Genomic DNA, 26,997 nt, shown 5'->3' with positions numbered 1-26,997 from the left:
GATGGTTGGCTTGTCTGGGCCACATTCGCTCTAAAATAAAACCTATCTTTGTCGATTTTGGCCACGGGAGGACCCGATGGATAGCCTTGCAAAACCCAAAAACCGTGCGCTGTTTTTAGTTAGCGTTGCCGTGACCGGTACGTTCGCAGGCGCCGCGGTCTGGCTGTTCTTTTTTGCGATGGAGCACGGTATCGACTATCTATGGACCGAGATTCCGAACGCGCTGGGCGTTGCTTCGCCCGAGCTTGCCAGCGGCCCGTTTGGCTTTTTGCCGTACCCGTTTTTTGTCTGCCTGCTGGGCGGCTTGGTGATTGGCCTGTACGAAAAGATGACAGGCACCAAGACCGATGACCTCAACCAGGTGATGGCTAAGGTAAAGCAAGACGGGTGCTACCCGTACGACAACCTGGGCAAGCTTTCGCTCGCGGCATTGCTGCCGCTGCTGTTTGGCGGAAGTATTGGACCGGAGGCCGGTCTGACCGGCGTCATCGCGGGCCTGTGCAGCTGGGTCGGCAACCGCATGCGCCGCTTTGGTGCCGAGTTTAGGGAGCTTACGCTGCTGGGTACCCAGGCTGCCCTGACGGCGCTCTTTACCGCGCCTGTCTTTGGCTTTGTGGCTCCGCTCGCCGGTAGCGCCGACAGCCAGGGTGCCAATGATGCTGAGGACCCCGCATCCGGCGAAATCACCATCAAGCTGCCCAAGGCGCAAAAGACGGTGGTCTACGGCATTGCGATTGCCGGCGGTCTGGGCGCCTACCTGCTGCTTGGCCAGCTTGTGGGCGGCGGCATGGGCATGCCCAGATTTGAGTCCGCCGAGGTGGGCAACCTGGAACTTGCCTGGCTCATCCCGCTGGCGTTGGTCGGCACCGTATGCGGCTGGCTGTACTTTGTCTCCGAGCACGCAAGCGAGGCACTGTCCCATGCAATAGGGGAGCGCCCCGTCGCCAAGGCCATGCTGGCCGGTCTGGTACTTGCCGCCTGCGGTACGGCTCTGCCCTTCACCATGTTTGCCGGCGAGACGCAGGCCGACGTGCTCATGGAAACCTATCTGACCATCCCCGCCGGTGTGCTCATCGCGACCGGTCTTGTTAAGGCCATGCTGACCCCCGCCCTCATCAACATGGGCTGGCGCGGCGGCCACTTCTTCCCCGTTATCTTCTCGGGCGTGAGCCTGGGCTACGGCTTTGCTATCCTCACTGGCGCTGATCCGGTCTTTTGCGTCGCCGTCTGCACGGCATCGACGATGGGTGCGGTCATGCGTCAGCCCGTCATGGTTGTGGGCCTGCTGCTCATGTGCTTCCCACTCAAGGGTATCGTCTGCATGATCATCGCCGCAGCCATCGCCGCCGGCATTCCGCTGCCCAAGCCGCTGCGCAAGTAGTACGGTGGCGCACGCCGGGGACATACCGTTTGCCACGGATTTGCGGGAAGGGGCGGCGATCGTGCCCTTCGTGGATTGAGGCTCGCGTGGTTACAGATCGCGTGCTCGATAGACCTTGGTGCTGACGGTGCAGCTGATTGCACATAGTGCGAGCGCCAGTACGGCAATTCCTGCACACAGACAGCCAAGGACGGCGGGATCGGGATTCGCCCCAGCAATCGACATGAGCCAGTTGCTAATGGGGTTGGAGGAGCTCAGCATTGCCATGGCAAGGCATCCGAGCAGGGCAAACAGGCCAACGGATAGGCGCAGCGCCTCCATGTGTCCAAATCGAAAGAACAGCGGCTGTGCCAAAAACACCATCATGAGGGAGATGAGCATCGATGCGGCGGAGGCTATTGTGATTTCAAAGACAGCCTGCCCCGTCGAAGGGACGCCCGCGCTGTTGAAGAGCGGGATGACGACGATGCTCAAAAGCGCGGCGGCGCACGCCATGACGGCCGAAAATGCGACAATGCTCAGGTAGCGTGCGCAGATGATGTCTTTGCGCGAGATGGGCAGCGTTGCCCGATAGCGCTCCCATCCGTTTTGATTGTCGAAGCCTGCCAGTGAGCTCATGGCCATGATGGGCGACATGGCGCTGACGGCGCAGGCGCCGGCGCTCATACCGGAATCGCCATCCGATGCGTTGGCGAGGGTCAGCACGACGAATATGAACAGGCCGACGCCCGCGATGCTCGGGACGAGCGTGCGAACGATGGCGAGCTCGGACATAAAGGCGCGTTTCATTTCGAAGCCCCTTTCAGCATGAGGCGCAGATAGTCATCAATGGTTGCCCGATCGCAGGGAATCTCGGGGAAGGCCTCGAGCGTTTCGCGACGGTTGGGCACGAGCACGTCCACGCTATAGGCGTGGTGGGCGGCACGGGCGCCTTCGACGCAAGCCATAAGCTCGGCGGCCTGTGCTTGGGTACAGTGGGCGATGCCAGCGCGGTCGGTAATATCCTCGCGCGGCAGGTCAAACATAATCGAGCCAGCGTCGATGCAGATGACGCGGTCGGCGGTGCGATCGAGGTCGGACGTAATATGGCTCGAGAGCAGCACGCTGTGCTGGCCGTCAGCGACAAAGGCAAGCAGCTCATCAAGCAGTTCCTCGCGTGCCATGGGATCGAGGCCTGCGGCGGCTTCGTCCAAAACGAGCAGTTTGGCATTGTGGCTGAGCGCACAGGCAAGCTGCAACTTCATGCCCATGCCGCGAGAGAGGTCCTTGACCTTTGCCTTGGGATCGAGGCCAAATCGGTTGATGAGTCCGCTGAACGTTTCGCGATTCCACATGGGGTACGCCGGGCCTACGAGTGCCTCAACTTCGGCCACCTTGAGTGTGGAAGGGAAGGGGCATGTGTCCAGCACGAGGCCGACACGAGTGCGCAGACAACGCTGCGCTTCATCGGGCGCGTCGGCGCCACAGCGCTGCCCAAACAGGTGCACCTCGCCGGCATCGAGCTTTATAAGCCCGAGCGCGGCTCGAATCGTCGTGGTTTTGCCGGCGCCGTTGGCACCCACAAAGCCGACAATCTGGCCGGGCTCCACAGCGAGTGTGACATCACGCAGCGAAAAACGGTCGCTCACACGGCGTGAGATACCTTTGAGTTCTAAAAGGTTTTGCATGGTATAGCCTTTCTTGCAGATGGCTACTGCATGGTTTCGGGGGCCACGAGGTCGAGCATTTCGTGCAGCTTGTCGCGCGTGACGCCCAAGGCTTCGGCTTGGCTTGCCGCTTTCGCAAGTAACTCTTCGATATGGCAGAGCTGGTTTTCACGCAAGAGTTCTTGGTTGCCCTCGGCGACAAAGCAGCCCTTGCCCTGCACGGTGCAGATAAAGCCGAGCTGCTCCAGGTCGGCGTAGGCGCGCTTGGTGGTGATGACGCTCACGCCCAGGTCGCTCGCGAGTGCACGGATGCTGGGGAGTTTGGCTCCCGCGGCGAGCGTGCCCGATAAGATCTGAGCTTTGACTTGCGAGGTTATCTGCTCGTAGATGGGCTTGTCGCTCGAATTGGATAGGATGATGTCCACAGCGGCTCCTTAGCTGTTGGGCTACACGTGTATATAACCGGTAAGCACAGTATATATACACTATGCACAGTTCTGCAAGAGGTAAATACGGATTGGGCCGGCTGCCCAGGTCCCAACTGATGAATTTGTCCTGATAGGCGCCCTATGGCGGGATTTCGCGGCTACAATAGTGCGGTTACAACGACGTAATGCACTCAATGCAAGAAAGGATCCGCATGGCAAGCCTGTCGGATGAAATCTCGTCGCGCCGCACATTCGCGATCATCAGCCACCCGGACGCCGGTAAGACCACGCTTACCGAGAAGCTGCTGCTCTATACCGGCAGCATTCAGACCGCCGGCTCGGTCAAGGGCAAGAGCTCGGCCAAGCATGCCGTCTCGGACTGGATGGACATCGAGAAGGAGCGTGGTATCTCCGTTACCTCCTCGGTGCTGCAGTTCACCTATAACGGCGCCTGCGTCAACATCCTCGATACCCCCGGCCACCAGGACTTCTCGGAGGATACCTACCGTACCCTTATGGCCGCCGACGCCGCGGTCATGGTCATCGACGGCGCCAAAGGCGTCGAGGCCCAGACCAAAAAGCTCTTTAAGGTCTGCACGCTGCGCCATATTCCCATCTTCACCTTTGTGAACAAGCTCGACCACGAGGCTCGCGATCCGTTTGAGCTCATGGAAGAGATCGAGAACGTCCTGGGCATCAACACCTATCCCATGAACTGGCCGATCGGCAGCGGTCGCAACTTCCGCGGCGTGTTCGACCGTCAGACCCGTCGCGTTATCGCCTTTGAGGGCGATGGTCACGCCAACGCCACCAAGAAGGTCGCCGAGGTCGAGGCCGAGCTGGGCGACCCCGCCATGGATGAGCTCATCGGCGAGGAGAACCATAAGAACCTAATGGACGATATCGAGCTGCTCGATGGTGCCGGCGACGAGCTCGACTTGGATGCCGTGGCCTGCGGCAAGCTGAGCCCGGCGTTCTTTGGCTCGGCGCTCACCAACTTTGGCGTGGAGCCCTTCCTCAAGGAGTTCCTGCGCCTGGCCCCGACGCCGCGCGCCTATACCGATACGCTCACCAGCGAGCCGGTCGATCCCTGCCGCGACGACTTTAGCGGCTTTGTGTTTAAGATCCAGGCCAACATGGACAAGAACCACCGTGACCGCATCGCCTTTGTGCGCATTTGCTCGGGCAAGTTCGAGCGCGGCATGGACGCCTTCCACGTGCAGGGCAACCGCAAGCTCAAGCTTGCCACGGGCACGTCGATGATGGCCGATGACCGCGCGATTGTTGACGAGGCGTACGCGGGCGATATCGTGGGCCTGTTCGATCCGGGTATCTTTAGCATCGGCGATACCGTGTGCTCCGGCAAGCGCCACGTGCAGTATCCGCAGATCCCGACGTTTGCCCCCGAGATGTTCGCTCGCATTACGCAGGTCGATACGCTCAAGCGCAAGCAGTTCGTCAAGGGTATGGAGGAGCTTGCCCAGGAGGGCGCCATCCAGATCTTCCGCGAGCTGGGTGCCGGCATGGAGAGCGTTATTGTGGGCGTGGTCGGCGTGCTGCAGTTTGAGGTGCTCGAGCGCCGTCTCAAGGCCGAGTACCGTGTTGAGGTTCGTCGCCAGCCGCTGCCCTATACGGACATCCGCTGGATCCAGAACGACCCCGACACCATCGATATCCCGGGCCTTTCGCTCACGCGCGACACGCTGCGCGTCGAGGACATGCGCGGCGGTAAGCTGCTGCTGTTTACGAGCCCGTGGAACGTGGATTGGGCAACTGACCACAACCCCGACCTTATCCTGTCGGAGTTTGGTAACGTGGCCTTTTAACGCATCGGCGCGGTGGCCCTGCGGGGCTGCCGCGCCGTTTGCTTGCCTGATGCCGTGTGAGCGGCTATCATACCCACCGTCGTCTCAAGACCGGGGCGTCCGAGCAGTTCGGGTCCGATATCCTGCTCGTTAAACCTAAAACCAAAGGAGTACATAATGATCAAGAAGGTCATGGAGGACTACAAGGTCCTGTTGCGGAGCATTCCCGCGGCAACGGTTTCGCTGTTTTTCGTGAGCGTCATCATGATGAACCTGCTGGCCAACAAAGAGCTTATCAGCTTGCCGTATCTGGCACTCGATTGCGGCTTTGTGGTGAGCTGGGTCTCGTTTTTGTGCCAGGACATGATCTGCAAGCGCTTTGGCGCCAAGGCATCCATCAAAATCTCTATCCTCGCGCTGCTGGTCAACCTCGCCGTCAGCCTGTGCTTTTGGGCGTGCTCGCTCACGCCCGGCATGTGGGGCGCTTACTACGACACGGGCATGATCGAGGTCAACACCGCCCTTAACGCCACCATCGGTGGCACCTGGTACGTGGTGCTGGGCTCTTCGCTGGCAATGCTCGTTTCTGCCGTGGTTAACTCCACGCTCAACCAGTCGCTTGGCCGTATGCTCAAAAAGAATAACTTTGCGAGCTTTGCCTTCCGCTCCTATGTGTCTACGGGTGTTGGCCAGTTTATCGACAACCTGGTCTTTGCCATTGTAGTGAGCCACACGTTCTTTGGTTGGACCTGGGTGCAGGTCCTTATGTGCTCGCTGACGGGTGCTGTTGCCGAGCTGCTATGCGAGGTCTTCCTGAGCCCTGTGGGCTACAAGGTCGTGCGCGGCTGGGAGCGCGAGAATGTGGGCTCCGAGTACCTCGAGCGCCACGCAACCGCCTAAGGAGCAAGTATGCGGGTTTTGATCACGGGCGCTTCGGGCGGTATCGGAGCTGCATGCGTGCAGCGCTTTTTGGACGAGGGCCACGAGGTTGTGGGCTTTGATCTGCTGCCGGCGGCGGTCGAACACGAGCGCTACCGCCATCTGATCGTTGATGTCCGCGAGCCGGGCTCGTTTCCAGGCGACCTTGAACCCCAGGTGATCGTGAACGTTGCCGGTACGCAGGATTCGGCCGATGACATCGCCGCCAACCTGTATGGCACCATCAACGTGACCGAGCGCTACGCCTTTGCGGGGGAGGGGCTTGCCGCCAAGCCGGTGCCGGCTATCCAATCCGTGGTCAATGTGGGGTCGGCGAGCGGGCATACGGGATCGGAGTTTCCTGCCTATGCTGCCAGCAAGGGCGGCGTTATCGCGTACACCAAGAACCTTGCAAACCGCCTGGCGCCGCAGGCCATCGCCAACAGTGTGGACCCGGGCGGCGTTATCACGCCGCTCAACCGTTGCGTGATGGAAGACGAGCGCCTGTGGAATCAGATTATGGAGCTCACGCCGCTTAAACGCTGGGCCACCGCCCAAGAGATCGCCGAGTGGATCTACTTTGTGGGCGTGACCAACCGGTTTATGACCGGACAGAGTCTGTTGATCGATGGCGGCGAGGCCGGCCGCACGCAATTTATTTGGCCCGAATAGGAAACGCGCCCGATGGAAAGCCGTCGGGCGCGTTTTTGATGTATCGATTTTTAGCCGAGGCAAGTCCAGTTGACGGGGGTCGAGCCGTGCTGTTCGAGTAGCCGATTGGCTGCCGAGAAGGGACGCGACCCCATAAAGGCGGGGAGTTCTGCCGTGGCACGATTGGCCGAAAGCGGCGAGGGGTGCGTGGAGGCCAGACAGAACTTGTCGGTTGCCTTGCCCGCGTCAGTTGCGACGAGCTTGCCCTCGACCATCTGCTGGGCAAAGCGGCCCCATGCCAAAAAGACAACCGGTTGAGGCAGCTGGCAGCAGCGTTCGATAACGTAGTCGGTGAGCGTGCTCCAGCCCAGCTTGGCGTGCGAGTTCGCGGCATGCTCGCGCACGGTGAGCGTAGTGTTGAGAAGCAGGACGCCCTGTTGTGCCCATGGCGTTAAATCTCCTGTGGCGGGAATGGGACAACCCAGATCGGCATTGAGTTCCTTGTAGATGTTGCGCAGGCTCGGCGGCAACTTGGTTTGCGTCGCGGGGACCGAGAACGACAGCCCCATGGCCTGGTTGGGTCCGTGATAGGGGTCTTGACCCAAGATGACAACCTTGACCTGGCCGGCCGGCGTGTAGGCGAGGGCATTGAGGATGTCGTCTTGTGCCGGGTAGATAGTCTGCTCGGCACGCAAAAGGGCGATGCGCTCGAGCAGCTGGTTCGTAGTGTCACGTACCGGCTGCGGTGCATCGCCCAACCAAGTTGCTATGTTGCGGTCGCGGGTCGCGGCGTCCATGGGGCTCCTTTACGTCAGATGCTCTGTTGGCATCTATTGTAAAGGCGCACCGGTTGCCTTTATGCCGCGGCTGTATGAAGAGCGGGGTCTACGAGACGTGCTCGGGCGCTCCTGCCATGCGAGCCTGTCCATGTGCGCGGAGGCGCGGAAGCTCGACGGTTGCCACCATGACGCCGGTGAGGATGAGGGCGGCGCCAAAGAAGGCGATGGGGCTCAGGACCTCGCCGACCAGGAAGAACGAGAAGACGGCGGAGCAGACTGGCTCGAGCGAGAAGGCGAAGCCGGTGGTCTCGGCGGGCACGTGGGGCTGCACGAGCGTCTGGGTGATAAAACCGTAGGCAGAGCAGATGAGCGCGAGGGCAACGACGACCACGATCTCGCTGGGCGTACTGGGAAGTGTGAAACCGCCAAAGGCGAATGCGGCGATGCCCGAGAACAAGCCGCCAAAGCCCAGCTGCCAAACGCCCAGAGCCAGCGGGTCGACATCTTCGACAAAGCGCTTCGCCACAATGATGTGGCCGGCATAGATAAAGGCCGAGAGTAGCATGATAATCGCGCCCGGATTCAGGCTGGTGAAGTCGGCGCCCGAGAGCAGCAGCATGCCGCAGGTGACGATGGCGGTGCCGATGAGCACTTTGCGCTCGGGGGCACGACGCAGCAGGGCGGCGTTGGCAAACGGCACGATCACGACCGTCAGGCTCTGCAAAAAGCCGGCGGTGGAGGCAGAGGTGAGGCTGGAGCCCAGGCACATACAGGTGAGCTCGGTTGCCATAATGGCGCCGATGATGGCGGCGCGGACCATCAGGTCGCGGTTAATGCGGAAAGCGCGCTTATGGAAGAGCAGCAGGCAGGCCACAAAGGCGATGATGCAGCGTAGCGCGACGATGCTCGTGGCGTTCATGCTGTCCATGCTGATCTTCATGAGGGGGTACGAAAAGCCCCATGCGACGGGAACGGAAAATGAGAGCGCGATTGCTTTTTTGCGATCCATGGGACTCCTTTTGTTACAGAACGGTTTCGTAAAAAGGATTCTGCTCTCAGATGTGGATGTAGTAAAGCGAATGTATCTTCAGTATGATTAAGAAATACTAATGTTGGCAGAAGAAGCCCTGGCAGAACGTTTTACGGCTACATCGATGTGGAGGCACGATGGCATCGCGGTATCAGATTGTTTGTATGGTGGTCGATCGCGGCAGTCTTAAGGGTGCGGCGGACGAGCTGGGCTATACGCAAAGTGCGGTGAGCCAGGCCGTCAAGGCGCTCGAGCGCGAGCTGGGTACCACGCTTATCGAGCGCGGTAAGCAGGGCGTTTCGCTTACGCGCGACGGCAAGCAGTACCTGCCGTATCTGCGACAGATCGTAACTGCCGAGGCCGAGCTTGAGGGCAAGCGCCAGGAGTTGCTGGGGCTCTCCTCGACTGATATTCGTATCGCGACGTTTACCAACGTGAGTCGAACCGTGTTGCCGCGCGTGATCCGCGACTTTGGGGCGCTGCACCCGGGCGTACGCTTTACCCTCAAGCAGGGCGATTACACGCGCAACGCCCAGTGGGTGCACGATGGCGTGGTTGATTTTTGCTTTACGGCGCGCGGTTTTACCGCAGGGCTCGAGAAGCGTGTGGTCTATCACGACGAGTTGGTGGCGCTGTTGCCTGTCGGGCATCCGCTGACGGCAGAGGAAAAGGTGACGCTCGCCGATTTGGCGTCCGAGCCGTTTGTGCTGCTGGATGAGGGCGAGCAGAGCCTGGTGCTCGATGCATTTGCGGCGCATGGCCTGTCGCCGCACGTGACGAGTGAGGTAACCGACGACTACACCATCATGGCGATGGTGGAGGAGGGCCTAGGCGTGAGCATGCTCTACCGTCGTACTGTGGAGGGCATGCGAGCCGAAATTCGTGTGCGGCCCATCGTGCATGCTCCCTCGCGCGACGTGGTGGCCGCTTGGCGCAGCTGGGACACCATGCCTATCGCCACGAGGCGTTTTATCGACTATATGAGCTCGCATATTGTTAATTAATGACTGGCGTGACGTTGAGTGCGGTGTTTAGCGGGCTGTCGCTCTGGCTTGGGTGGCGCGATAGGTGCGTGCCGGGTGGCAAAGTAGCACCGCCACGACCATAAAGAACGCCGTGGTGCCCAGGCTGATGGGGTAGACCATCATAATGTTCGCAAAGGTGCGGAAGTGCGGGAACACGCAGAACACCCAATAGAAGCGGATGCCGCAGACGCAGATCATGGTGATGAGGGCGGGCGTGAGCGAGATACCAAAGCCGCGCAGGTAGCCTGACATGTTTTCGTAGAACATGCTAAAGGCGTACGCCGGGAAGATCGAACACACGCGGATATAGCCGATCGAGACGATGTTGGGATCGCTGTTAAAGAGCGACAAGATTTCGCGCCCCAGGCCGACAATAACGATAATCGTGGTGAGTGCAACGATACCGCCTTCGACAAGGCAGACCTTGAGCGTTTTGGTGCAGCGGTCGATCTGGCGGGCACCGTGGTTTTGTCCCACAAAGGTGGTGCAAGCCTGGCTAAAGCTGTTGAGCAGGTTGTAGCACACGTACTCCAGGCTCATGGCGGCGCTCGATGCCGCCATGACTTCGGTGCCCAGGCTGTTGATGGCGGACTGGATGATGATGTTGGCGACGGCAAAGACGGCGCTTTGGATGCCGGCGGGCAGTCCGATCTTGACGATGCGCTTGAGGGCGACGGGGTCGATAGCCAGGTCGCGCGGGGTGACGCGGACGGCGGAGTCGGTCTTGAGCAGGCGGATAAAGAGCGTGGCGGCACTGACGGTGTAGGCGATGGCGGTGGCGATGGCGACGCCCGCGACGCCCCAGTGGAGTACGGGGACAAAGATGAGGTCCAGGCCAATGTTGAGGACAGTGGACACGGCAAGCGCCTGCAGCGGCATGCGGGTGATGCCGACGGAGCGGAAGATCGCGGCCTCAAAGTTGTAAAGCAAGATTGAGGGCATGCTGAGCAAAAAGACACGTAGATAGAGCGAAGCGAGCGGCATGGTCTCGGCGGGAACGTTGAGCGCGGCGAGCATGGGCTCGGCAAAGACCTCGCCCAGAGCGATGACAACAAAGCCCACAAGTGCCATAAGAATCGAGGTATGGACGGCGCGTTTGACCATGTTCTGGTCGTTGCGGCCGATAGCGTTGGCGATGACCACATTGGAGCCAAGCGACATGCCGATAAACAGGTTGAGCATAAGACTGGTAAGCGGAACATTAGAGCCGACCGCCGCCATGGCGAGGGTTCCCTGGTCGCCCGAGAAGTTGCCGATGATGACCGTGGCGATGAGGTTCGACAGCTGCTCCAAGATGCTCGTCGCGGCTACGGGGAAGGCGAACAGGGGAATATTGCGCCACAGCGAGCCGGTGGTCATGTCGATGTGCTTAGATACGGTATCGGCCATACGCTCTCAATCTCTAACATGCTATTTCGTGCTTATTTGCGCAGACGATGATACTCCTAATCGACTAGTCATTCAAGAACGTCCCCAATGACTAGGTGGGGAAGGCGTGCGACAATGGTGGGCGTTGTGTTGTTCGCGCTAAGGAGTTGCCATGTTGTTGTGTCCCGTTTGCCATGAGTCGTTGGTGGACAATGAGCGCGGTGCTGCATGCGCGGGCGGACACCGGTTTGACCGTGCGCGCGAGGGCTATCTATATCTGCTGCGCTCGTCCAAGAGCGGCGACTCCATGGGCGATCCCAAGTCGCAGGCGCGCAGTCGTCGTGATTTTCTGAACCGTGGATACTACGCGCCGTTGCGCGATGCGATGGTTGAGCTGGTGCGCAAGCAGGTGTCTGGGCGTGCTGCGTCTACGAGCGGCCCCATGACGCTGCTCGATATTTGCTGCGGCGAGGGCTATTACACGAGTGCCATGGGCGCGGTGCCGGGCGTGGACGCTTACGGGTTCGACTTGGGCAAAGAAATGGTACGCCTGGCCGCCAAGCGCGGCGATGCGACCTATTTTGTGGCCAACATGAAGGATATCCCCGTGGCCGATGGCGCCTTCGATATGGTGACTGAACTCTTTGCTCCCTTTAACGAGCGCGAGTTTGCCCGTGTACTGGAGCCCGAGGGCTCGCTCTACACCGTGGTGCCGGGCGCCCGTCATCTGTTTGGGCTCAAGGAGGTGCTCTACGACACGCCATATCTCAATGACGAGAAACTGCCGAAGACTACCGAGCTCGAGTTGGTCGGAACGCAGCGGGTATCTGCGAATATTACGCTCCAGACGCAGGCCGACATTGAGGCGGTGTTCCAGATGACGCCGTACTACTATCGCACGCGCCCTGCCGACAAAGAGCGCCTGGCAAATTTGGACACCCTTCAAACCGACATCGACTTCATCATCGCCGAGTATCGCCACAGCTAACAACCTACCAAAAAGGGACAGGTTTATTTTGGTAGGTTTTATCTGGACAAACGTAAAGGGCCGACCGCGGAGATGCGCGATCGGCCCTTTTTAGTTGCTTGGCTGCAGAGGTTATGAGAAGCGAGCGCTTACAGGCGGTCCTTGTTTTCGGCCTTAACGGCGTGTGCCTGCTGAACAAAGAACAGGTCGTACACCACGATGACAAAGGCGCCGATGTTGACGGTGCTGCCGCCGAGCGCGGGAAGCGTGAGCACCGCCTGGGCAAGCGTGGCGACCGCGGCAACAATACCGAGCTTAAACGCTCCGTCTACCTGCGAAGGCTTGTTGGCACCCTTGATGCCCGCAACGCCCGCGGCGAGATCGATGAGGCCCTTGACGATAACCACGGCCGCGGCGAGCATGGCGTTCGATCCGTAGGTGGACTCGAGCTTGCCGGTCGCGATGCCGGCGATTCCAATGACGAGACTGGCGATGCCCAGAACAAAATAAATCAGGGCAAGGATTTTGAGTGTCTTGCGAGCGGCGCTCATAGCTGGTCCTTTCGATGCGGGCGCGGAGAATCTGTCGCACCCAGGTTGCGGCACATATCGTGAAACACATTGTAGTTCAACGGGGCGATGCATGCGCCTGAAAGCGCTTTGAGCCCGCGCGGCCCAACCCAACCTTTCAAAAAGGAAAGCTGGGCGTAAGTCAAATCGATGGCAGCGTATGCGCGGCGCTGCGATGATGGGGCCATGGTAAGAGTTGGACCGAAGGAGGAGCCATGATGTACGGAACAGGGCAAGTGCGTGAGCCGCGGTCGTTGGGAAGGCGCATGGGTGATTCTGTGATCGCTGCCGTGTGCACGGGATTGATGGCGGTGCTTTGCATTGCGATGCTGTGGGCCATGTCGCATGTGGGACAATAGCGGACGGTTGGGTGCTGGCATAAACGGCGCCCCGCGTATTCGTTTTGCTTGCTAAGGAGTACCCATGGACGTCGTCGATCCCTTTTCTGTTGCTCGGGCCGCGGGGCTTGAGCTGACCGGGAAGCCCGAGGGCCTCACGCTCACCGACGGCACGATGGAGCTGCGTGCCGATTTTGGCCGCATGCTGCCGCGACTCAAGCAGGGCCGTCTGCAACAAGAGCTGTTGGTGAAGGCTGCGCGCACAAAGGGCATCGAGCGACCATGGGCGATTGACGCTACGGCAGGCTTTGGCGAGGATTCGCTGCTGTTGGCGGCCGCGGGCTTTACCGTCGATCTGTATGAACAGGATTGCGTGATCGCGGCGCTCCTCAAGGATGCCTTGGATCGCGCGGCAGATGATCCGGCGCTTGCGACAGCCGTGGCGCGCATGCGCTTACATGCGGGCGAGGACAGCATTGCCGGCCTTCGCCATACAGCTGAGCTGATCGGGCAGAGCGAGCTCACCGCTCCCGACGTGGTGTATCTGGACCCCATGTTTCCCGGGCGCACCAAGAGCGCGGCGGTTAAAAAGAAGTTCCAACTCTTGCATCATCTGGAACAGCCGTGCGCCGATGAGGAGACGCTGGTCGAAGCTGCGCTTGCGGTGCATCCGCGCAAGGTGGTTATCAAGCGACCGGTGAAGGGGCCACTGCTTGCCGGCGTTAAGCCGAGCTATCAACTTGCGGGCAAGGCCGTTCGCTACGATGTTTTGGTGCCGCCGCGCCCGTAGCTTGCGTGCGATGGTTGGCGCTCCGTCAGTGCCGTGCCGATGTGGGGTCTATTTCCAAGGGTGCGACGTCAGGTGCCAGCCGCCGCAGTATTCGCATTTGTAGCAGGCCAAACCACGCCGCCCGCGGTTTTCGCAGTCGGCCATAACGGCCTCGGCCTCGGCGCGCGTGTCGTAACGGTTTTTGCGTTCGCACGACTTGTAGCGCCAGGCTTCATTGCGCTCGGCGTTCAGGGCGTCGCGGCGCTCGTCTTCGCGCGCAAACAGGTCGCTCATATCGCCGCCGGTGGCAGCGCCCAAAAACTCGCTTTTGGCCTTTGACCAGGCGGCTCGCTTTTTGCTTCCCATCTGTTTCGCGCCCCTCTCCAAACGCTGGTATCATTGCCCAATCAAAGTGATACCAATAAACGTGAGGTCGCCGCGTGATGATCAGAAAAACCCTCGATACCGACATCCCCACTGTTATGGCTATCTATGACGCGGCCCGCGCCTTTATGCGCGCGCATGGCAACGCCACACAGTGGCCCGAGGGCACGCCTTCTGCCGAGCAGCTGGCTGCCGATATCGCCGCCGGTGGCAGCTATGTGTGCGAAGTCGACGGCCGAGTGGTGGCGACGTTTGCCTTTTTGCCCGGCCCGGACGAGTGCTATGACGTAATTGAGGACGGTCAATGGCATAGCGACACTCCGTACGCCGTGCTGCACCGTGTGGCATCCGACGGTACCGCGCACGGTATAGCGGCCGCGATATTTGCCTTTGCCAAGGAGCGTGCCGATCACCTGCGTATCGACACGCATCAGGACAACCTGCCCATGCAGGGTGCCATCATAAAGGCCGGCTTTGAGCGCGCTGGTATCGTCTATGTGTCCGACGGCACGGCGCGTGTCGCGTTCGATTGGCTGCGCGAGGCGTAAAAGCCGGGCCTCATGGCAACAATTCACTCGAACGACAAATGGCCCCAAACGGGGCCAAATTCAGTTGATTGCGGCGCCTGGGGTGCTTGCCGTGTGGTTGATAGTGCTGTGTCTACGCGACTATTCCCTGGGCAGCTCACTTCCGCAGTGACAACACTTGGTCGCGCCTTCGTGCACCTCTTCCAGACAATACGGGCAGACGGGCGCCGGTGCGGCTTCCTCGGTGGTGGTGCCGGCCAGCTTATCGCCAATCTCCTGCGCCTTGTTAAACGCCTTGACGATGGCAAAGACGATGGCGGCGACAATTAAAAAGTTGATGCACGCGCCAATGAACGCTCCAAAGTCGATATTGGTTCCTGGCACCACCAGCCCCGAGATCTCGGTGGCGCTGCCGCCGGCAATCACGGAGATAAGCGGGTTGATGATGTTGTCGGTAAGCGAGGTCACGATGGCGGTGAATGCGCCGCCGATAATCACGCCGACGGTCATGTCTATCACGTTGCCGCGATTAATGAATTCCTTGAACTCGTTGAGCAATGCCTTCATGGTGGCTCCTCGCTGTTGTGAGGTTCGCGTTGTTACTGTCCCAGATGAACCAGGGCAGACAAAAAGGGGAGGTGCCGGCTTTCGCAAGGCGCGAACCTACGAAAATCGCCGCGCGGCAACGCGGGGCGATGAGCTCGGTCGGGGGATAGGGCCCGCTTCGCCCGCCGGCCCGTAAATTGTATCATCCAGTGTGGAACGAGGGTGCCTGTTGCCGCGTGCGATGGGCTTGCAATAAGAGGAGAGCCATGTCGAAGCAAGCGGTCGTTGGAATCTTGGCGCATGTCGATGCCGGCAAGACCACGCTGGCCGAGGCCATGCTGTTTAACGCGGGCCGCATTCGCAAGCGCGGCCGCGTGGACGATGGCGATTCGCATCTGGACACTAACGCGATCGAGCGTGAGCGTGGCATCACGATTTTCTCGTCGCAGGCCGTGTTCGACCACGGCGATGCCCGCGTCATGCTCGTGGATGCACCGGGGCATGTCGATTTTTCTGCCGAGGCGGAGCGCACGCTGCGTGCCCTGGACTACGCGATTCTGGTGGTAGGCGCCAACGATGGCGTACAGGGGCACACCGAAACCCTGTGGCGCCTGCTTGCGCGCTATGACATCCCGACGTTCATCTTTATCAACAAGATCGATTTGGAGAATCCCGGCCGCGATGTTTTGCTGGCACAGCTTGGGCAGCGTCTTTCCGAGGGCTGCCTGGATGCCAACGAACTGCTGGCGGGCGGCACCGTTCAGGAGGATGCTGCTGCGTTAGACGAGGCGGCGCTCGAGGAGTTTCTTGAGGCGGGTGAGCTTTCCTCCGCGACGCTGTCGCGCATGGTTGCTGAGCGCAAGCTCTTTCCCTGCTTTGCCGGCTCGGCGCTCAAGGACCAAGGTGTGGACGAGCTGTTGGATGGTATATGCGCGCTGATGCGCGAACAGGCGTGGCTCCCGGAGTTTGCCGCCCGCGTCTATCGCGTCAGCCGCGGGGACCGCGGCGAGCGCTTGGCTTGGGTTAAAGTGACCGGCGGCACGCTGCATGCCAAACAGGCGATTAACGGACGTTCCGGTGCCGAGGCATGGGAGCAGAAGGTCGATCAGGTACGCATCTATAACGGCGAGAAGTATGAGCTTGCCCAAGAAGTTGCTGCTGGCGGCATTTGTGCCGTGACGGGCCTTGCGCACGTTCGCCCAGGGGACGCCCTGGGCGCGGAACCCGCGTGCGATGCGCCCGTCATTGCGCCGGTCCTCACCTATACGGTGCTTCCGGGCGAACACGATGTCCACGCGGTGTTCAAAGCACTGACTGAGTTGGCGGACGAAGATCCCATGCTCGGCGTAAGCTGGAACACTCATCTTGAGCAGATTCATTTGCAGTTGATGGGCGCCGTGCAGCTCGAGGTCGTGCAGCGAGTGCTGGCCGATCGTTTTGGCCTTGCGGTCGAGTTTGAGCCCGGCGGCATCCTCTATAAGGAGACTATTTCGCAGCCGGTCGAGGGCGTGGGCCACTTTGAGCCACTGCGTCACTATGCTGAGGTGCATCTACGTCTGGAGCCGTTGCCGGCGGGCTCGGGCGTGCAGTTTGGTACCGTGGCCTCGACCGACGAGCTCGATCTTAACTGGCAGCGTTTGGCACTCACCAACGCCATGGAGCGCGATCACCTGGGCGTGCTGACCGGCTCGCCCATCACCGATGTGCGCATTACACTCACGGGCGGCCGTGCGCATGCCAAGCACACCGAGGGCGGCGATTTTCGCCAGGCCACGTACCGCGCGATTCGCCAGGGTTTGATGCGGGCGCGCGAGGCCGGCGCGGCGGTGCTGTTGGAGCCGTGGTATCGCTTTGAGCTCGAGGTGCCGGGGGAGTGCGTGGGTCGGGCGCTCTCGGATGCCACGCGTATGGGTGCCGAGTACGAGCCGCCGACGATGGCGGGAGACCGGGCGAAGCTTGTGGGTCGCGTGCCGGCATCTGAGGTGCAGGATTACGCGCTGGAGGTGGCTGCCTACACGAGCGGTCGCGGTCATCTGTACCTAGAGTTTGCCGGCTATGCGGCTTGTCATGATGCCGAGCGCGTAATCGAGACGGCCGCCTATGAGCCCGAGGCCGATCTGCCCAACACGCCTGACTCGGTCTTTTGCTCTCACGGCGCCGGCTACACGGTCAAATGGTACGACGTACCCGCCACGGCGCACGTCAAGGTCGATCCCGCCACCTTCCGCCCCTGGCGAGCGGCGGATGCCGAGTTTTTCGGCCATAGGTGATAGAGGGTCAGACTCTTTGCCGCATTAAATTGGTATAATTCGGTATAAGTTGGTATAACTGTTACCAGGGTTTACCGATCAGAGGAGGCCGACATGAATCCAAATCCCTTTAAGCCAACGGCAGGCAAGCGGCCTCCGATGCTCATCGGTCGAGAGCCGGTCATCGAAGATTTTGAGGAAGGGCTCGACAACGGCGCCGGAGCGCCGGGTAGGCTCATGCTCATTACGGGAAACCGCGGCTGCGGCAAAACGGTTCTCCTGCGGGAGCTGCAACGTCTAGCCAGCGAGCGTGGATGGGCGGTTATCTCCGATTCCGCTTCGCTTGGCTTATGCGACCGCCTGGCCGATGCGCTTCGCTCGAATAAACCCGTTGTGACGTCAATGGAGTTCGGTCCGTCGTTTGGCCGGATGTCGGTCGAGGCGGCGCGAGCAAAGGGTGAAACGTTACGAGGGCTGGTCAACGAGCGCCTCAAGAAGCTCGGTCCAGGCAAGGGCATACTGTTTGCGATTGACGAGGCGCAGTCTGCGTCTATCGAGGAACTGGCGGCTCTCGCCGTTCTCTATCAGCAGGTGCTCGGAGACCAGGATGACACGGGCTTGTCCGATAGCGACCAGCGCGGTCTTGCGCTGGTGTTCGCCGGTTTACCCAGTATGGTTGACGACTTGCTCGAAGAGCCGAGCGTGACGTTTTTGCGGCGGGCCCAACAGCGTACATTGGGGGCAATATCTTTGCCCAAGGTGCGCGATTCGTATATCCAGACGGTCAAAGACGCTGGTCTTTACGTTGACGCGGAGACGGCGGACCTTGCGGCGCGCAAGAGCATGGGGCATCCCTACATGGTTCAGCTGGTGGGATATTACATGTGGCGGTCTGCTGTCCGGCGTGGCTCGCAGGTCATCGAAAGGCGCGATGTCGAGGATGGCCATGCGGATGCCGTCTCCGAGTTCTACGAAGCGGTTGACGCGCCCCTGTATTACGGGCTGCGCAGTCCACAGCGCCTTTTTATCGAGGCTATGGCGGTTGACGAGAACAAACCGACGCGCACGGCGGATATCATTGAGCGTTGTGATCGTACCCAGAGCTGGGCGAGTAAATATCGCGCAAGCCTGATTCGCGAGCGCGTCATCGAGGCTGCCGGATACGGCCTCGTCCGGTTTACCGTGCCCATGCTGGGCGCGTACGTTCGCGATCGAGTTTTATGGCATGAGTAGGGTGATAAAGGTGACGGAACAGAAGATGAGCCCGCAGGCTATCGAGGTGCGTGGCGCGCGCGTTCATAACCTTAAAGACATCGATATCGATATTCCGCTGGGAAAGCTCGTGGGCATTGCCGGCGTGTCGGGTTCGGGCAAGAGTTCGCTGGCGCTGGGGGTTCTTTATGCCGAGGGCTCGCGTCGCTACTTGGAAGCACTCAGCACCTATACTCGACGTCGCCTAACGCAGGCCGAACACGCCCAGGTGGACGAGGTGCTGCACGTGCCGGCAGCGCTCGCGCTACACCAGCGTCCGAGCGTGCCGGGCGTGCGCTCTACCTTTGGCACCATGACCGAGCTCAACAACAGCCTGCGCCTACTCTTTAGCCGCTGTGCCCATCACGTGTGCCCGCATTGCGGGGCGCGTGTGGAGCCGAGCCTTAACGTAGCGGCTGGCCTGTCGCTCACGTGTCCGACATGCGGCCGCGAGTTCTACGCGCCGAGTGCCGAGGATTTGGCTTTCAATAGCGGCGGTGCATGCCCCACATGTGGCGGCACCGGTGTCATGCGCGAGGTGGACGAAGCGAGCCTGGTGCCCGACGAGTCAAAGACTATCAACGAGGGCGCGGTGCTTCCCTGGGGTACGCTCATGTGGGATCTGATGAAGCAGGTGGCAGGTGAGATGGGCGTACGCACCGACGTGCCGTTTAACCAGCTCACGCCTCAAGAGCGCGACATCGTGTTTCATGGTCCGGCGGTTAAGAAGCACATTCTCTACGTTCCCAAAAACGGTGAGGGCGCCACGCCGCTCGACTTCACCTATTACAACGCCGTCTATACCGTCGAGAATGCGCTCGCCAAGGTCAAGGACGATAAGGGTTTAAAACGCGTTGCGCGCTTTTTGCGCGAGGGAGCATGCCGCGATTGCGGCGGCACGCGTCTCTCCGAGGCTGCGCGCCAGCCCCAGGTGCGCGGTATCAATCTGGCGCAAGCGGCGGCCATGACGCTGGGCGGGGCGATTGAGTGGGTGCGCGGGGTGCCCGCATCCTTGCCGCCCGAGATGCGGCCCATGGCGACGGATATCTGCGATTCGTTTTTGAGCGCGGCCCGTCGTCTGGTCGACCTGGGTCTCGATTACCTTTCACTCGATCGCGCCGGTGCCACGCTCTCCACGGGTGAGCGCCAGCGCGTACAGCTTGCTCGCGTGGTGCGCAACCGATCGACGGGCGTGCTTTATGTGCTGGACGAGCCTTCGATCGGCCTGCATCCTGCCAATGTCGACGGCCTGGTGGGCGTGATGCGCGATCTGGTGGATGACGGCAACACCGTGGTTGTTGTCGACCACGATACGCGCGTACTGGCGGAAGCCGACTATCTGGTTGAGATGGGCCCCGTTGCCGGAGCAGGCGGCGGCAATGTAATCGCCGCTGGTACGGTAGACGAGGTCGAGCAATCGCAGAGCAGTCGCATCGCGCCGTTTTTGCGCGCCGAGCCCAAGCGCTTGCGTCCGCAGGTGACTGACGACGAAATGTTCGACCAGGGCCATATCCGCATGGCAACCGGTGCCATCCATACCGTCAAGCCGCTCGAAGTCGATATCCCGCGCGGTCGCTTGGTTGCGGTTACGGGTGTTTCGGGTTCGGGCAAGACGACGTTGGTGCTCGAGACGCTCATCCCGGCACTCAAGGCGCAGGCAGCTGGCGAGCGCCTGCCGGGGCACGTGCGTTGGGTCGATGCCGAGGGTATTGCCCGCGCAAACCTGATTGACGCTACGCCCATCGGCGCCAACGTGCGCTCGACGGTAGCGACTTATGCCGACATCCATGATGAGCTGCGCCGCGCCTTTGCCCGTACGCCCGAGGCCAAGGCAGCCGGCTACAAGGCGGGCGCCTTTAGCTACAACACCGGCGCCTTGCGCTGCCCTACGTGTGACGGCACGGGCTCGATATCGCTCGACGTGCAGTTTTTGCCCGATGTCGAGATCGTCTGCCCGGCATGTCGCGGCTCACGTTATGCAGACGCGGCTTCGCATATCCATCGCGAGGGCAAGGACGGGAGTCTGCTTACGTTGCCGCAGCTCATGGACATGAGTGTGGATGAGGCCCTCGACGCCACGGTGGGGCTCAAGAAAGTTCAGATGCGTTTGCAGACCTTGCACGACCTGGGCTTGGGCTATCTCACGCTTGGTGAGCCCACGCCGGCACTCTCGGGCGGCGAGGCACAACGCCTTAAGCTCGCGAGCGAGATGGGTCGTGTGCAGGACGATGCCGTATTTGTGTTCGACGAGCCCACGATCGGACTACATCCGCTCGATGTTCAGGTGTTGCTGAGCGTGTTTGATGGCCTCGTTGCCAAGGGCGCCACGGTGATTGTGATTGAGCACGACCTCGACCTTATCCGTAACGCCGACTATGTGATTGACATGGGCCCAGGCGGTGGCGACGCCGGTGGGCAAATCGTCTGCGCCGGTACGCCGGCGGATATCGCTGCCTGCCCCAAGAGCGTTACTGGTCGCTATCTATAGACGATGTGACAAAGGGGCACCCCTTTGTCACATTGACTTCTATTTCACGCATTGAGCCGCGAGATAGTCGCGGAAGAATGGCAATTCAAATGCGACGAGCCCTCGTCCTCGTTCCCCGATGATGCCGGCATCTATCATGCGGCGTCGGTAGCGGGAGACCTGCTGCGGCGAACGCATAAGGCGCTCGACAAGGTCAGCGGTGGTGGACTCTTCCTCGTCATCGAGCATGGCGATGAGGAATCGCTTGTCCTCTGCAGTGAGTTCCCGATAGGTTGCCGCGAGGATTCGGTCGTCCATCTCGTCGCGCGCGATTTTGATTCCCAGGTCAAAGTCGCGCGCGACGAGATTTCCTTCGAATCGCTTGTGAGATCCCAGGCACGGTAGCCTACGAGTTGCAATAGGAAGGGAAAACCAGAGATCGAGCGAACGGCTCTATCGATTCCCTCAGCATCTGCCAGGCGATCGTTTTCCTGGATTGTGCGAATCAAGGCCTCGCGTACGTCATAGTCGGCAATGCGACCCAGATGATATTGTTGGGCGCGGCGAAGGAACGAGACCGTCTTGTGGTTCAGCAACGTCGAGACGTTGTTGGGAAGTCCCGCCATGAGCAGGGCGACGCGTTTCCCATCGGTCACAAAGTGCTGATACGTCGCTGCGAGCTGAATCATCTCGTCGAGTGTCGGGTCCACCTCGTCAACCGTGACGAGCAGACCGGTGCCCGCCTCGTTGAGCTGGTCGATGATGTCGCTCATGCGATAACGCCAGGTTGAGGCATCGTGAACGCGACTGACTTCGATGCTGCCGAGCGGTGCAATTCCGAGACCGGTGACTTCGAAGTGGTTGGACGAGTCGATGAGATGGGCTGCGGCGCGTTTCGCCCCGAACTCGATTTCCTCAAGCATTCCCGGGAGTGCGGTTGTCTTTACGGCTATCCAGCCGTGGGATTCCGCCCTTGTCGCGAGCGACGACATGAGAGCGGTTTTACCGGTTCCACGCGCGCCTGAGAAGATCGAGGTCAATTCTGGGCGCCTGCGCTGGCTCAAGAAGGCACGGTCCAAATCCCGAATAATCTGTTGTCTGCCAGCGAGATGGGCAGGAACCTCACCAAAACTGGGGGTAAACGGGTTCTCGAGATATTTCACAAGGCTCTCCTTTCACACCGCCATTTAACTTCATTTTACTTTAGTTAATTCTGATTAAAAGTGAGGGCTCTTTATCTAGAGCATCGATTAGGCGTGTGTGCCATCGGCGTGGCGCTTGAATGTGACAAAGGGACAGTCCCTTTGTCACATTCCCGGAAAGCCTGTTTGGCGCAGGGCTTCGTAGAGGACGATGGCGGCACTGTTGGAGAGGTTGAGAGCGCTGATGCGGTAGTCGTCCGGGTTGACGAAGTTGCCGCAGATATCCTGTTGAAGGATGGCCTCGTGGCTGTCCTCGGTATGCCCCAGCGATTCCTCGTGAGCTTCCCAAGCCTCGGCGTTATCGAGTGAGTCGCAATCGCGCAGCATGGGGATGCGCTCGCAACGCTCGGGCGCCGCGGCAAGCAGTGGCTCGGGAATGCCCGAGCTCTCGCTGCCAAAGACCAAAAAGTCGCCGTCGCGGTAGGTGCTTTGCGCATAGGTACGGCGCGCCTTTTTGGTCAGCAAGTGCAGGCGCTCGTCGGCGGGGGAGAGGTCGTTGCGCGCAAGGAAATCCTCCCAGCCGGCATAGGTGGTCACGTCCAAGTTTTGCCAGTAGCCCAGGCCGGCGCGACGTACTGTCTTGTCGTCGAGCGAAAAGCCCAGTGGCTCCACCAGATGTAGGCGGGCGCCGGTAACCACGCAGGTGCGGCCGATATTGCCCGTATTGGCCGGAATCTCGGGCGCATACAGCACAATGTTGAACATGAATCTCCTTGGCATAGAACGAAAAACCACCACGAAGGGCACCTTCGTGGTGGTTTGGCGGTTACGTAGGCGGACAAATGCCCGCTTGGATAAACCTAGGCGCGGTGCCAGTCGGTCAGGCAGGCATCGAGGGAGGCGATGAGCGCATCCTTGTCCATGTGACGGCCGATGATGCACAGGCTCGTCATACGGTCGCCCGTCTCGTCGTCCCAAATCTGCATGATCTCGGGGTTCTCGTCGATGATCTTCTGCTTCTCGCCCTCGGGCGCCGAGTCGACAAACAGGCCGTTCTCCATCAGGCGCATCTGGTGGCCGGCCTGCTCAAACATGTAGCACATGTCCGGATCGCCGGTCTGCCACAGCGGGCCCTTGACGCGAATGACCTCGTCGGGCCACTCCTGCTCAACAAAATTGGTGAACTTCTGCAGGTCAAACGGCTTGCGGCGCGAGTACACAAAGGTCTCGATGTCGTACTCGAGCACCTCGGGGTCGTCGTGCTCCTCGGGATGCTCCATGGCCTCGATCCAGGCGGCGGAGTTGTAGGCGCGCATAAAGTCGAAGCGGTCGGTGTCGAGCAGCTCCTCCATGGGGACCTCGCCGTTTTGGGCCTCGACGATCACGGCGTCCTTCTGCAGGCTGCGCACGATGGCCTTGAGCTCGGCGATTTGCTCAGGGCTCACGGTATCGGTCTTGTTGAGGATCAGCGTGGAGCAGAACTCGATCTGCTGGATGAGCAGGCTCTCTATGTCGTCCTCGTCGATATCCTCAGCCAGCAGGTCGCGGCCGCCGTTGAACTCGTCGTACATGCGGGCGCAGTCGACCACGGCCACGATGTTGTCGAGCGCGAGCTTGGGCTCGCCGCCCACCTTGGCCTCGTCGCAGAAGCTCGAGATGGTGTAGGCGATGGGGATAGGCTCGCAAATGCCCGAAGCCTCGATGATGATGTAGTCGAAGTTGCCCGAATCGGCGATGCCCTGCAGCTGGTTAGCAAGGTCGTCCGAAAGCGTGCAGCAGATGCAGCCGTTGGTGAGCGGGATGAGGTCGTCGGTCTCGGAAAGGCCGCCGTCGGCGATAAGGCTGGCGTCGACGTTGATCTCGCCGATATCGTTGACGATCACGGCGGCGCGGATGCCGCCATCGTTAGCGAGGATGTGGTTGAGCAGCGTGGTCTTGCCGGCACCGAGGTATCCGGTAAGCATGATGATCTTCACGGGTTTGTTGGGCATGTGCCCTCCTTTGTTAGACATGGCTTACAGTTAAATCTTATGCCAAACGCCTGCTCTTATACCCACGCGCCGGCAAATAACACAGGCTACTCCCAGGCTCCCCACACATCGGGGCAATAACCGACGGTGGCCTTTTTGCCGTTGCGCACGATGGGCTCGGCTAGAACCTGCTGATTCTCGAGCAGTTTATCGAAGCGCTGGCTAGGGGTGAGGTGCTGGATGAGCGCGAGCGTCTCCTCGTCCTTAGCCTTGGGGTTGAGCAGCTTGTCGATGCCGCCGACCGCCTGCATCACGCTCGTGAGCTCGCCCTTGCTCATCTCCTTTTCCTTAAGGTCGATAAACTGCACCTTAATGCGGCGCTCCTTATAATAACGCTGAGCCTTCTTGGTATCGAAAGACTTTTTGGTGCCAAAAATTTGCACGTTCATGTATTTGTTCCGCCGTTCTACCTGATGAAGTTGGTGCGCTCGCGATCGGCTTCGGGGGCTTCGATGCCGGCGGCCTGTCCTGCCTCGATACAATGCAGGAGCCAGGCCATGTTCTTGCCGATGTTGCGCATGGTGGCCAGGCCCTCGGCGTCCTGGGCGGCCTCGCCCGGCATGGCGCCAAACACGTTGTTCCAGTACGTGGAAGCAACCACGGGCATCTGGTTGATGGTGAAGTACTTATTGAGCACGTCGAAGGTGGTCGACGTGCCGCCGCGACGGGCAACGGCGACGGCAGCGCCCGGCTTGTGTGCAAAGGCTTTGCTGCCGGCATAGAAGGCGCGATCGAGGGCCGAAAGGATGCGTCCGCTGGGGTGCGCATAGTAGACGGGCGAGCCAAAGACAAAACCATCTGCCTGCTCGGCGGCAGCGATCAGCTCGTTCACCACGTCATCGTCAAAGGTGCAGCGGCAATCGAGCTTGCCGCACTGACCACAGCCAATGCAGTCGCGAATGGGCTTGGTGCCCAGCTGAAACACCTCGGTATCAATGCCTTCGGCATTGAGTTGCTCGGCGACCTCGGCGAGTGCGCGGGCGGTGTTGCCGTTTGCCTTGGGGCTGCCATTGACCAAAAGAACCTTCATCACAAACTCCCTCTGCTGTCGGTGACTTCTGCAGAGGATTATCGCACGATGGGGGAGGCGGTGTGGGCGCGGTGCTAATCCAGTTTGGTGCCTGGCACCTGCACGGCTTTCCCGAGCAACGCTTTGAGCTCGTTCAAAATGGAAACGGGCTGACGGTCGACGCCGTCCAGATGGAGCGTGGCCACGCGAATGGGTGGCTGATATTCAAATGGGCCAAAGAGCACGGGCGAACCCAGGAACCGCTCGATTTCCTCTGCAATCGCATCGGTTTCTTCGGGATCAAAGTCGTCGAAAAGAGCCACGAACATCGGCCCCGTCGAGCGGAACATACGACCCTTACCGCGCGAGCATTCCACCAGACAGGCGGCACATTCTGCCAAAACGCGGTCGCCCGCATCAAAGCCAAAGCGGGCATTGACCTGAGCGATATCGTCGATTTTGATGGCGATCAAACCAGCCTTGCGCGCCACGCGACGCATTTCGCCAATGGCGTTGACCAGGGCGTGAATATCGCCCAAGCCGGTCACGGAATCGGTCGTATCTGCCAAGCTTCGGTTGATGATAATGCCCACATACATGCCGGGCTCGGTATCGGTGCCGTCCAAGCGGTAGCCCGTGCAGTCGCAAAGCACGTATTTTCCGGTGGCATCCATTACGCGATACTGCATGTAGTGGAAGTGCCACGTGCCGTTTATCACCATGTCGAGCTCGGCACGTACGTTGTCGCGGTCCTCGGGATGAACGCGGGCGAGCCACATGTCGAGTGAGTTAAAAGGGTGCTGGGAGGGCAGGTCAAAATCGCGCACGGCGTTAACCGACCATTGCGATTCTCCCGTATCGAGATTGAGGATAAACGGATAGCGCGTCTCGGAGCTCATGGAGATCGCTTGGAACACCCGGTCGTTGCAGGGAAGCTGATCGACGATTGGGCGTTGCGGCGCGTCATCGTCTTTCGGTTGCTGCACACGATGCATAAGCTTATAGCGATACATTTTGCGATCGGCATCCATCGTCATCTGGCGACGCGTGTCGCCAGCAAGTGGATCGACGCGCGAGCAGCCAAAGCTAAAGCTGCCGATCATGGGCGCCTTGCCACCTGAGCTCGCCTCGATCAGCCCGGCACGTACCTGCTCCAAGCGCTGCTCGAGTTCGGTCTCGTTTGCGGAGAGCGAGATAAGCACAAACTCGTCTCCACCGATACGGAACAGCATCTCATCGTGCTCCATGGTTTCGGAGAGCGTGCGGCAGATGCCCAGAATATAGCGATTGCCTTCGGCGTGGCCAAACCTATCATTGCAATGCTTGAGATGGTCGATGTCAATATAGGCGCAGGTGAAGGGATCGCCTTTGCGCCAGAGTTGCTCGACGTGACGGTCGAATCCGTTGCGGTTGCCCAAGTTGGTGAGCGGATCGATATAGGCGTTGCGCTCAAGCAGCTGGCGCTCTTGTTGCAGGATGGCATGCGTCTTTTGCAGTTGCTCACCAACGGCGCGTAGCTCAGCAGGCAGCGCGGCAACATCGAGTTCAGCGGTCGAGACGCCGTTCGCAAGTCGCTGAAGATAGGCAATAATCGATTGCTCGCCCAGGCGATATGACTCGTTCATGATGGATAACCTCCTTGGGCGGAACAACGGTTTGTATTATATCCCCAATTCGGTTTGAATTGGGGATATAAGTTAGCTAATGGAGACAAATGC

26 protein-coding genes are annotated in these 26,997 nt (G+C 60.2%); 11 read left to right on the top strand and 15 right to left on the bottom strand.

Annotation, left to right across the window (positions count from 1 at the left end):
• Positions 1–76 precede the first annotated feature (76 nt).
• A complete protein-coding gene (locus PMX60_RS03395; RefSeq protein WP_271746890.1) occupies positions 77–1,381 on the top strand; it encodes a chloride channel protein in 1,305 nt (434 codons plus the stop codon).
• A gap of 90 nt (positions 1,382–1,471) precedes the next feature.
• Here PMX60_RS03395 and PMX60_RS03390 read toward each other — a convergent pair whose 3' ends face one another.
• The 3 genes from PMX60_RS03390 to PMX60_RS03380 are packed head-to-tail and all read right to left on the bottom strand — an operon-like array spanning position 1,472 to position 3,452.
• On the bottom strand, positions 1,472–2,170 hold the full coding sequence (locus tag PMX60_RS03390; protein WP_271746889.1) for an ABC-2 transporter permease: 699 nt from the start codon (positions 2,168–2,170) through the stop codon (positions 1,472–1,474).
• Positions 2,167–3,048: an ABC transporter ATP-binding protein gene (locus tag PMX60_RS03385; protein WP_271746888.1), complete on the bottom strand. Its 882-nt coding sequence runs from the start codon at positions 3,046–3,048 to the stop codon at positions 2,167–2,169. Before PMX60_RS03385 ends, PMX60_RS03390 begins: the two co-directional genes overlap by 4 nt.
• Positions 3,049–3,071: 23 nt before the next feature.
• Complete coding sequence (locus PMX60_RS03380) at positions 3,072–3,452, bottom strand: GntR family transcriptional regulator (RefSeq protein WP_152068430.1); 381 nt, start codon at positions 3,450–3,452, stop codon at positions 3,072–3,074.
• Between the two features lie 215 nt (positions 3,453–3,667).
• Here PMX60_RS03380 and PMX60_RS03375 point away from each other — a divergent pair, with 215 nt between their 5' ends.
• The 3 genes from PMX60_RS03375 (at position 3,668) to PMX60_RS03365 (ending at position 6,850) form a co-directional block, all read left to right on the top strand.
• Positions 3,668–5,281 (top strand): peptide chain release factor 3, encoded by a 1,614-nt coding sequence (locus tag PMX60_RS03375; protein WP_055252215.1) that lies wholly within the window; start codon positions 3,668–3,670, stop codon positions 5,279–5,281.
• Positions 5,282–5,437: 156 nt separating this feature from the next.
• Complete coding sequence (locus PMX60_RS03370) at positions 5,438–6,160, top strand: VUT family protein (RefSeq protein WP_022093974.1); 723 nt, start codon at positions 5,438–5,440, stop codon at positions 6,158–6,160.
• 9 nt (positions 6,161–6,169) lie between these two features.
• Entirely contained in the window at positions 6,170–6,850 is a 681-nt protein-coding gene (locus PMX60_RS03365; protein WP_196032399.1) for an SDR family NAD(P)-dependent oxidoreductase, read from the top strand.
• 50 nt (positions 6,851–6,900) lie between these two features.
• Here PMX60_RS03365 and PMX60_RS03360 read toward each other — a convergent pair whose 3' ends face one another.
• Both PMX60_RS03360 and PMX60_RS03355 read right to left on the bottom strand, forming a co-directional pair.
• On the bottom strand, positions 6,901–7,626 hold the full coding sequence (locus PMX60_RS03360) for a uracil-DNA glycosylase (protein ID WP_271746887.1): 726 nt from the start codon (positions 7,624–7,626) through the stop codon (positions 6,901–6,903).
• 88 nt (positions 7,627–7,714) lie between these two features.
• Positions 7,715–8,617, bottom strand: a complete 903-nt coding sequence (locus PMX60_RS03355) for a DMT family transporter (protein ID WP_271746886.1) — start codon at positions 8,615–8,617, stop codon at positions 7,715–7,717.
• 158 nt (positions 8,618–8,775) lie between these two features.
• Here PMX60_RS03355 and PMX60_RS03350 point away from each other — a divergent pair, with 158 nt between their 5' ends.
• Positions 8,776–9,642 (top strand): LysR family transcriptional regulator, encoded by an 867-nt coding sequence (locus PMX60_RS03350; RefSeq protein WP_271746885.1) that lies wholly within the window; start codon positions 8,776–8,778, stop codon positions 9,640–9,642.
• Positions 9,643–9,669: 27 nt separating this feature from the next.
• On the opposite strand, the gene PMX60_RS03345 is transcribed toward PMX60_RS03350, so the two are convergent.
• On the bottom strand, positions 9,670–11,052 hold the full coding sequence (locus PMX60_RS03345) for an MATE family efflux transporter (RefSeq protein WP_271746884.1): 1,383 nt from the start codon (positions 11,050–11,052) through the stop codon (positions 9,670–9,672).
• 151 nt (positions 11,053–11,203) lie between these two features.
• Between PMX60_RS03345 and PMX60_RS03340 the strand changes: the two genes are divergently transcribed.
• Positions 11,204–12,019: a putative RNA methyltransferase gene (locus PMX60_RS03340; protein ID WP_271746883.1), complete on the top strand. Its 816-nt coding sequence runs from the start codon at positions 11,204–11,206 to the stop codon at positions 12,017–12,019.
• A gap of 128 nt (positions 12,020–12,147) precedes the next feature.
• On the opposite strand, the gene PMX60_RS03335 is transcribed toward PMX60_RS03340, so the two are convergent.
• Positions 12,148–12,549, bottom strand: coding sequence for a hypothetical protein (locus PMX60_RS03335; protein WP_271746882.1), 402 nt, complete (start codon positions 12,547–12,549; stop codon positions 12,148–12,150).
• A gap of 441 nt (positions 12,550–12,990) precedes the next feature.
• Between PMX60_RS03335 and PMX60_RS03330 the strand changes: the two genes are divergently transcribed.
• Entirely contained in the window at positions 12,991–13,695 is a 705-nt protein-coding gene (locus tag PMX60_RS03330) for a class I SAM-dependent methyltransferase (protein WP_271746881.1), read from the top strand.
• Between the two features lie 48 nt (positions 13,696–13,743).
• On the opposite strand, the gene PMX60_RS03325 is transcribed toward PMX60_RS03330, so the two are convergent.
• Complete coding sequence (locus tag PMX60_RS03325; protein WP_271746880.1) at positions 13,744–14,040, bottom strand: hypothetical protein; 297 nt, start codon at positions 14,038–14,040, stop codon at positions 13,744–13,746.
• Between the two features lie 77 nt (positions 14,041–14,117).
• On the opposite strand from PMX60_RS03325, the gene PMX60_RS03320 reads away from it, so the two are divergent.
• Positions 14,118–14,606, top strand: a complete 489-nt coding sequence (locus PMX60_RS03320) for a GNAT family N-acetyltransferase (protein ID WP_271746879.1) — start codon at positions 14,118–14,120, stop codon at positions 14,604–14,606.
• Between the two features lie 120 nt (positions 14,607–14,726).
• Here the strand turns inward: PMX60_RS03320 and mscL are convergent, their stop codons facing one another.
• Positions 14,727–15,152, bottom strand: coding sequence for a large conductance mechanosensitive channel protein MscL (gene mscL / locus PMX60_RS03315; protein ID WP_271746878.1), 426 nt, complete (start codon positions 15,150–15,152; stop codon positions 14,727–14,729).
• Positions 15,153–15,397: 245 nt separating this feature from the next.
• Between mscL and PMX60_RS03310 the strand changes: the two genes are divergently transcribed.
• The 3 genes from PMX60_RS03310 (at position 15,398) to PMX60_RS03300 (ending at position 21,119) form a co-directional block, all read left to right on the top strand.
• Positions 15,398–17,401: an elongation factor G gene (locus tag PMX60_RS03310; protein ID WP_271746877.1), complete on the top strand. Its 2,004-nt coding sequence runs from the start codon at positions 15,398–15,400 to the stop codon at positions 17,399–17,401.
• Between the two features lie 93 nt (positions 17,402–17,494).
• Entirely contained in the window at positions 17,495–18,613 is a 1,119-nt protein-coding gene (locus PMX60_RS03305) for an AAA family ATPase (RefSeq protein WP_271746876.1), read from the top strand.
• On the top strand, positions 18,606–21,119 hold the full coding sequence (locus PMX60_RS03300) for an excinuclease ABC subunit UvrA (RefSeq protein WP_465038274.1): 2,514 nt from the start codon (positions 18,606–18,608) through the stop codon (positions 21,117–21,119). Before PMX60_RS03305 ends, PMX60_RS03300 begins: the two co-directional genes overlap by 8 nt.
• Positions 21,120–21,253: 134 nt before the next feature.
• Here PMX60_RS03300 and PMX60_RS03295 read toward each other — a convergent pair whose 3' ends face one another.
• The 6 genes from PMX60_RS03295 to PMX60_RS03270 form a co-directional block, all read right to left on the bottom strand.
• Positions 21,254–22,261: an ATP-binding protein gene (locus tag PMX60_RS03295; protein WP_271746874.1), complete on the bottom strand. Its 1,008-nt coding sequence runs from the start codon at positions 22,259–22,261 to the stop codon at positions 21,254–21,256.
• 144 nt (positions 22,262–22,405) lie between these two features.
• Entirely contained in the window at positions 22,406–23,005 is a 600-nt protein-coding gene (locus PMX60_RS03290) for a tRNA (cytidine(34)-2'-O)-methyltransferase (RefSeq protein ID WP_271746873.1), read from the bottom strand.
• A gap of 95 nt (positions 23,006–23,100) precedes the next feature.
• A complete protein-coding gene (locus tag PMX60_RS03285; protein WP_022093958.1) occupies positions 23,101–24,231 on the bottom strand; it encodes a GTP-binding protein in 1,131 nt (376 codons plus the stop codon).
• 86 nt (positions 24,232–24,317) lie between these two features.
• Complete coding sequence (locus PMX60_RS03280; protein ID WP_271746872.1) at positions 24,318–24,659, bottom strand: arsenate reductase family protein; 342 nt, start codon at positions 24,657–24,659, stop codon at positions 24,318–24,320.
• A gap of 17 nt (positions 24,660–24,676) precedes the next feature.
• On the bottom strand, positions 24,677–25,300 hold the full coding sequence (locus PMX60_RS03275; RefSeq protein ID WP_195544244.1) for a flavodoxin family protein: 624 nt from the start codon (positions 25,298–25,300) through the stop codon (positions 24,677–24,679).
• A gap of 74 nt (positions 25,301–25,374) precedes the next feature.
• Positions 25,375–26,904 (bottom strand): diguanylate cyclase domain-containing protein, encoded by a 1,530-nt coding sequence (locus PMX60_RS03270; protein ID WP_270225659.1) that lies wholly within the window; start codon positions 26,902–26,904, stop codon positions 25,375–25,377.
• Positions 26,905–26,997: the final 93 nt, after the last annotated feature.

The organism is Collinsella aerofaciens (genome assembly GCF_028206995.1).
Classification (GTDB): domain Bacteria; phylum Actinomycetota; class Coriobacteriia; order Coriobacteriales; family Coriobacteriaceae; genus Collinsella; species Collinsella aerofaciens_AQ.
Note: the sequence above shows the minus strand (reverse complement) of the source record. Positions and strands in the feature narration are given on the sequence as shown.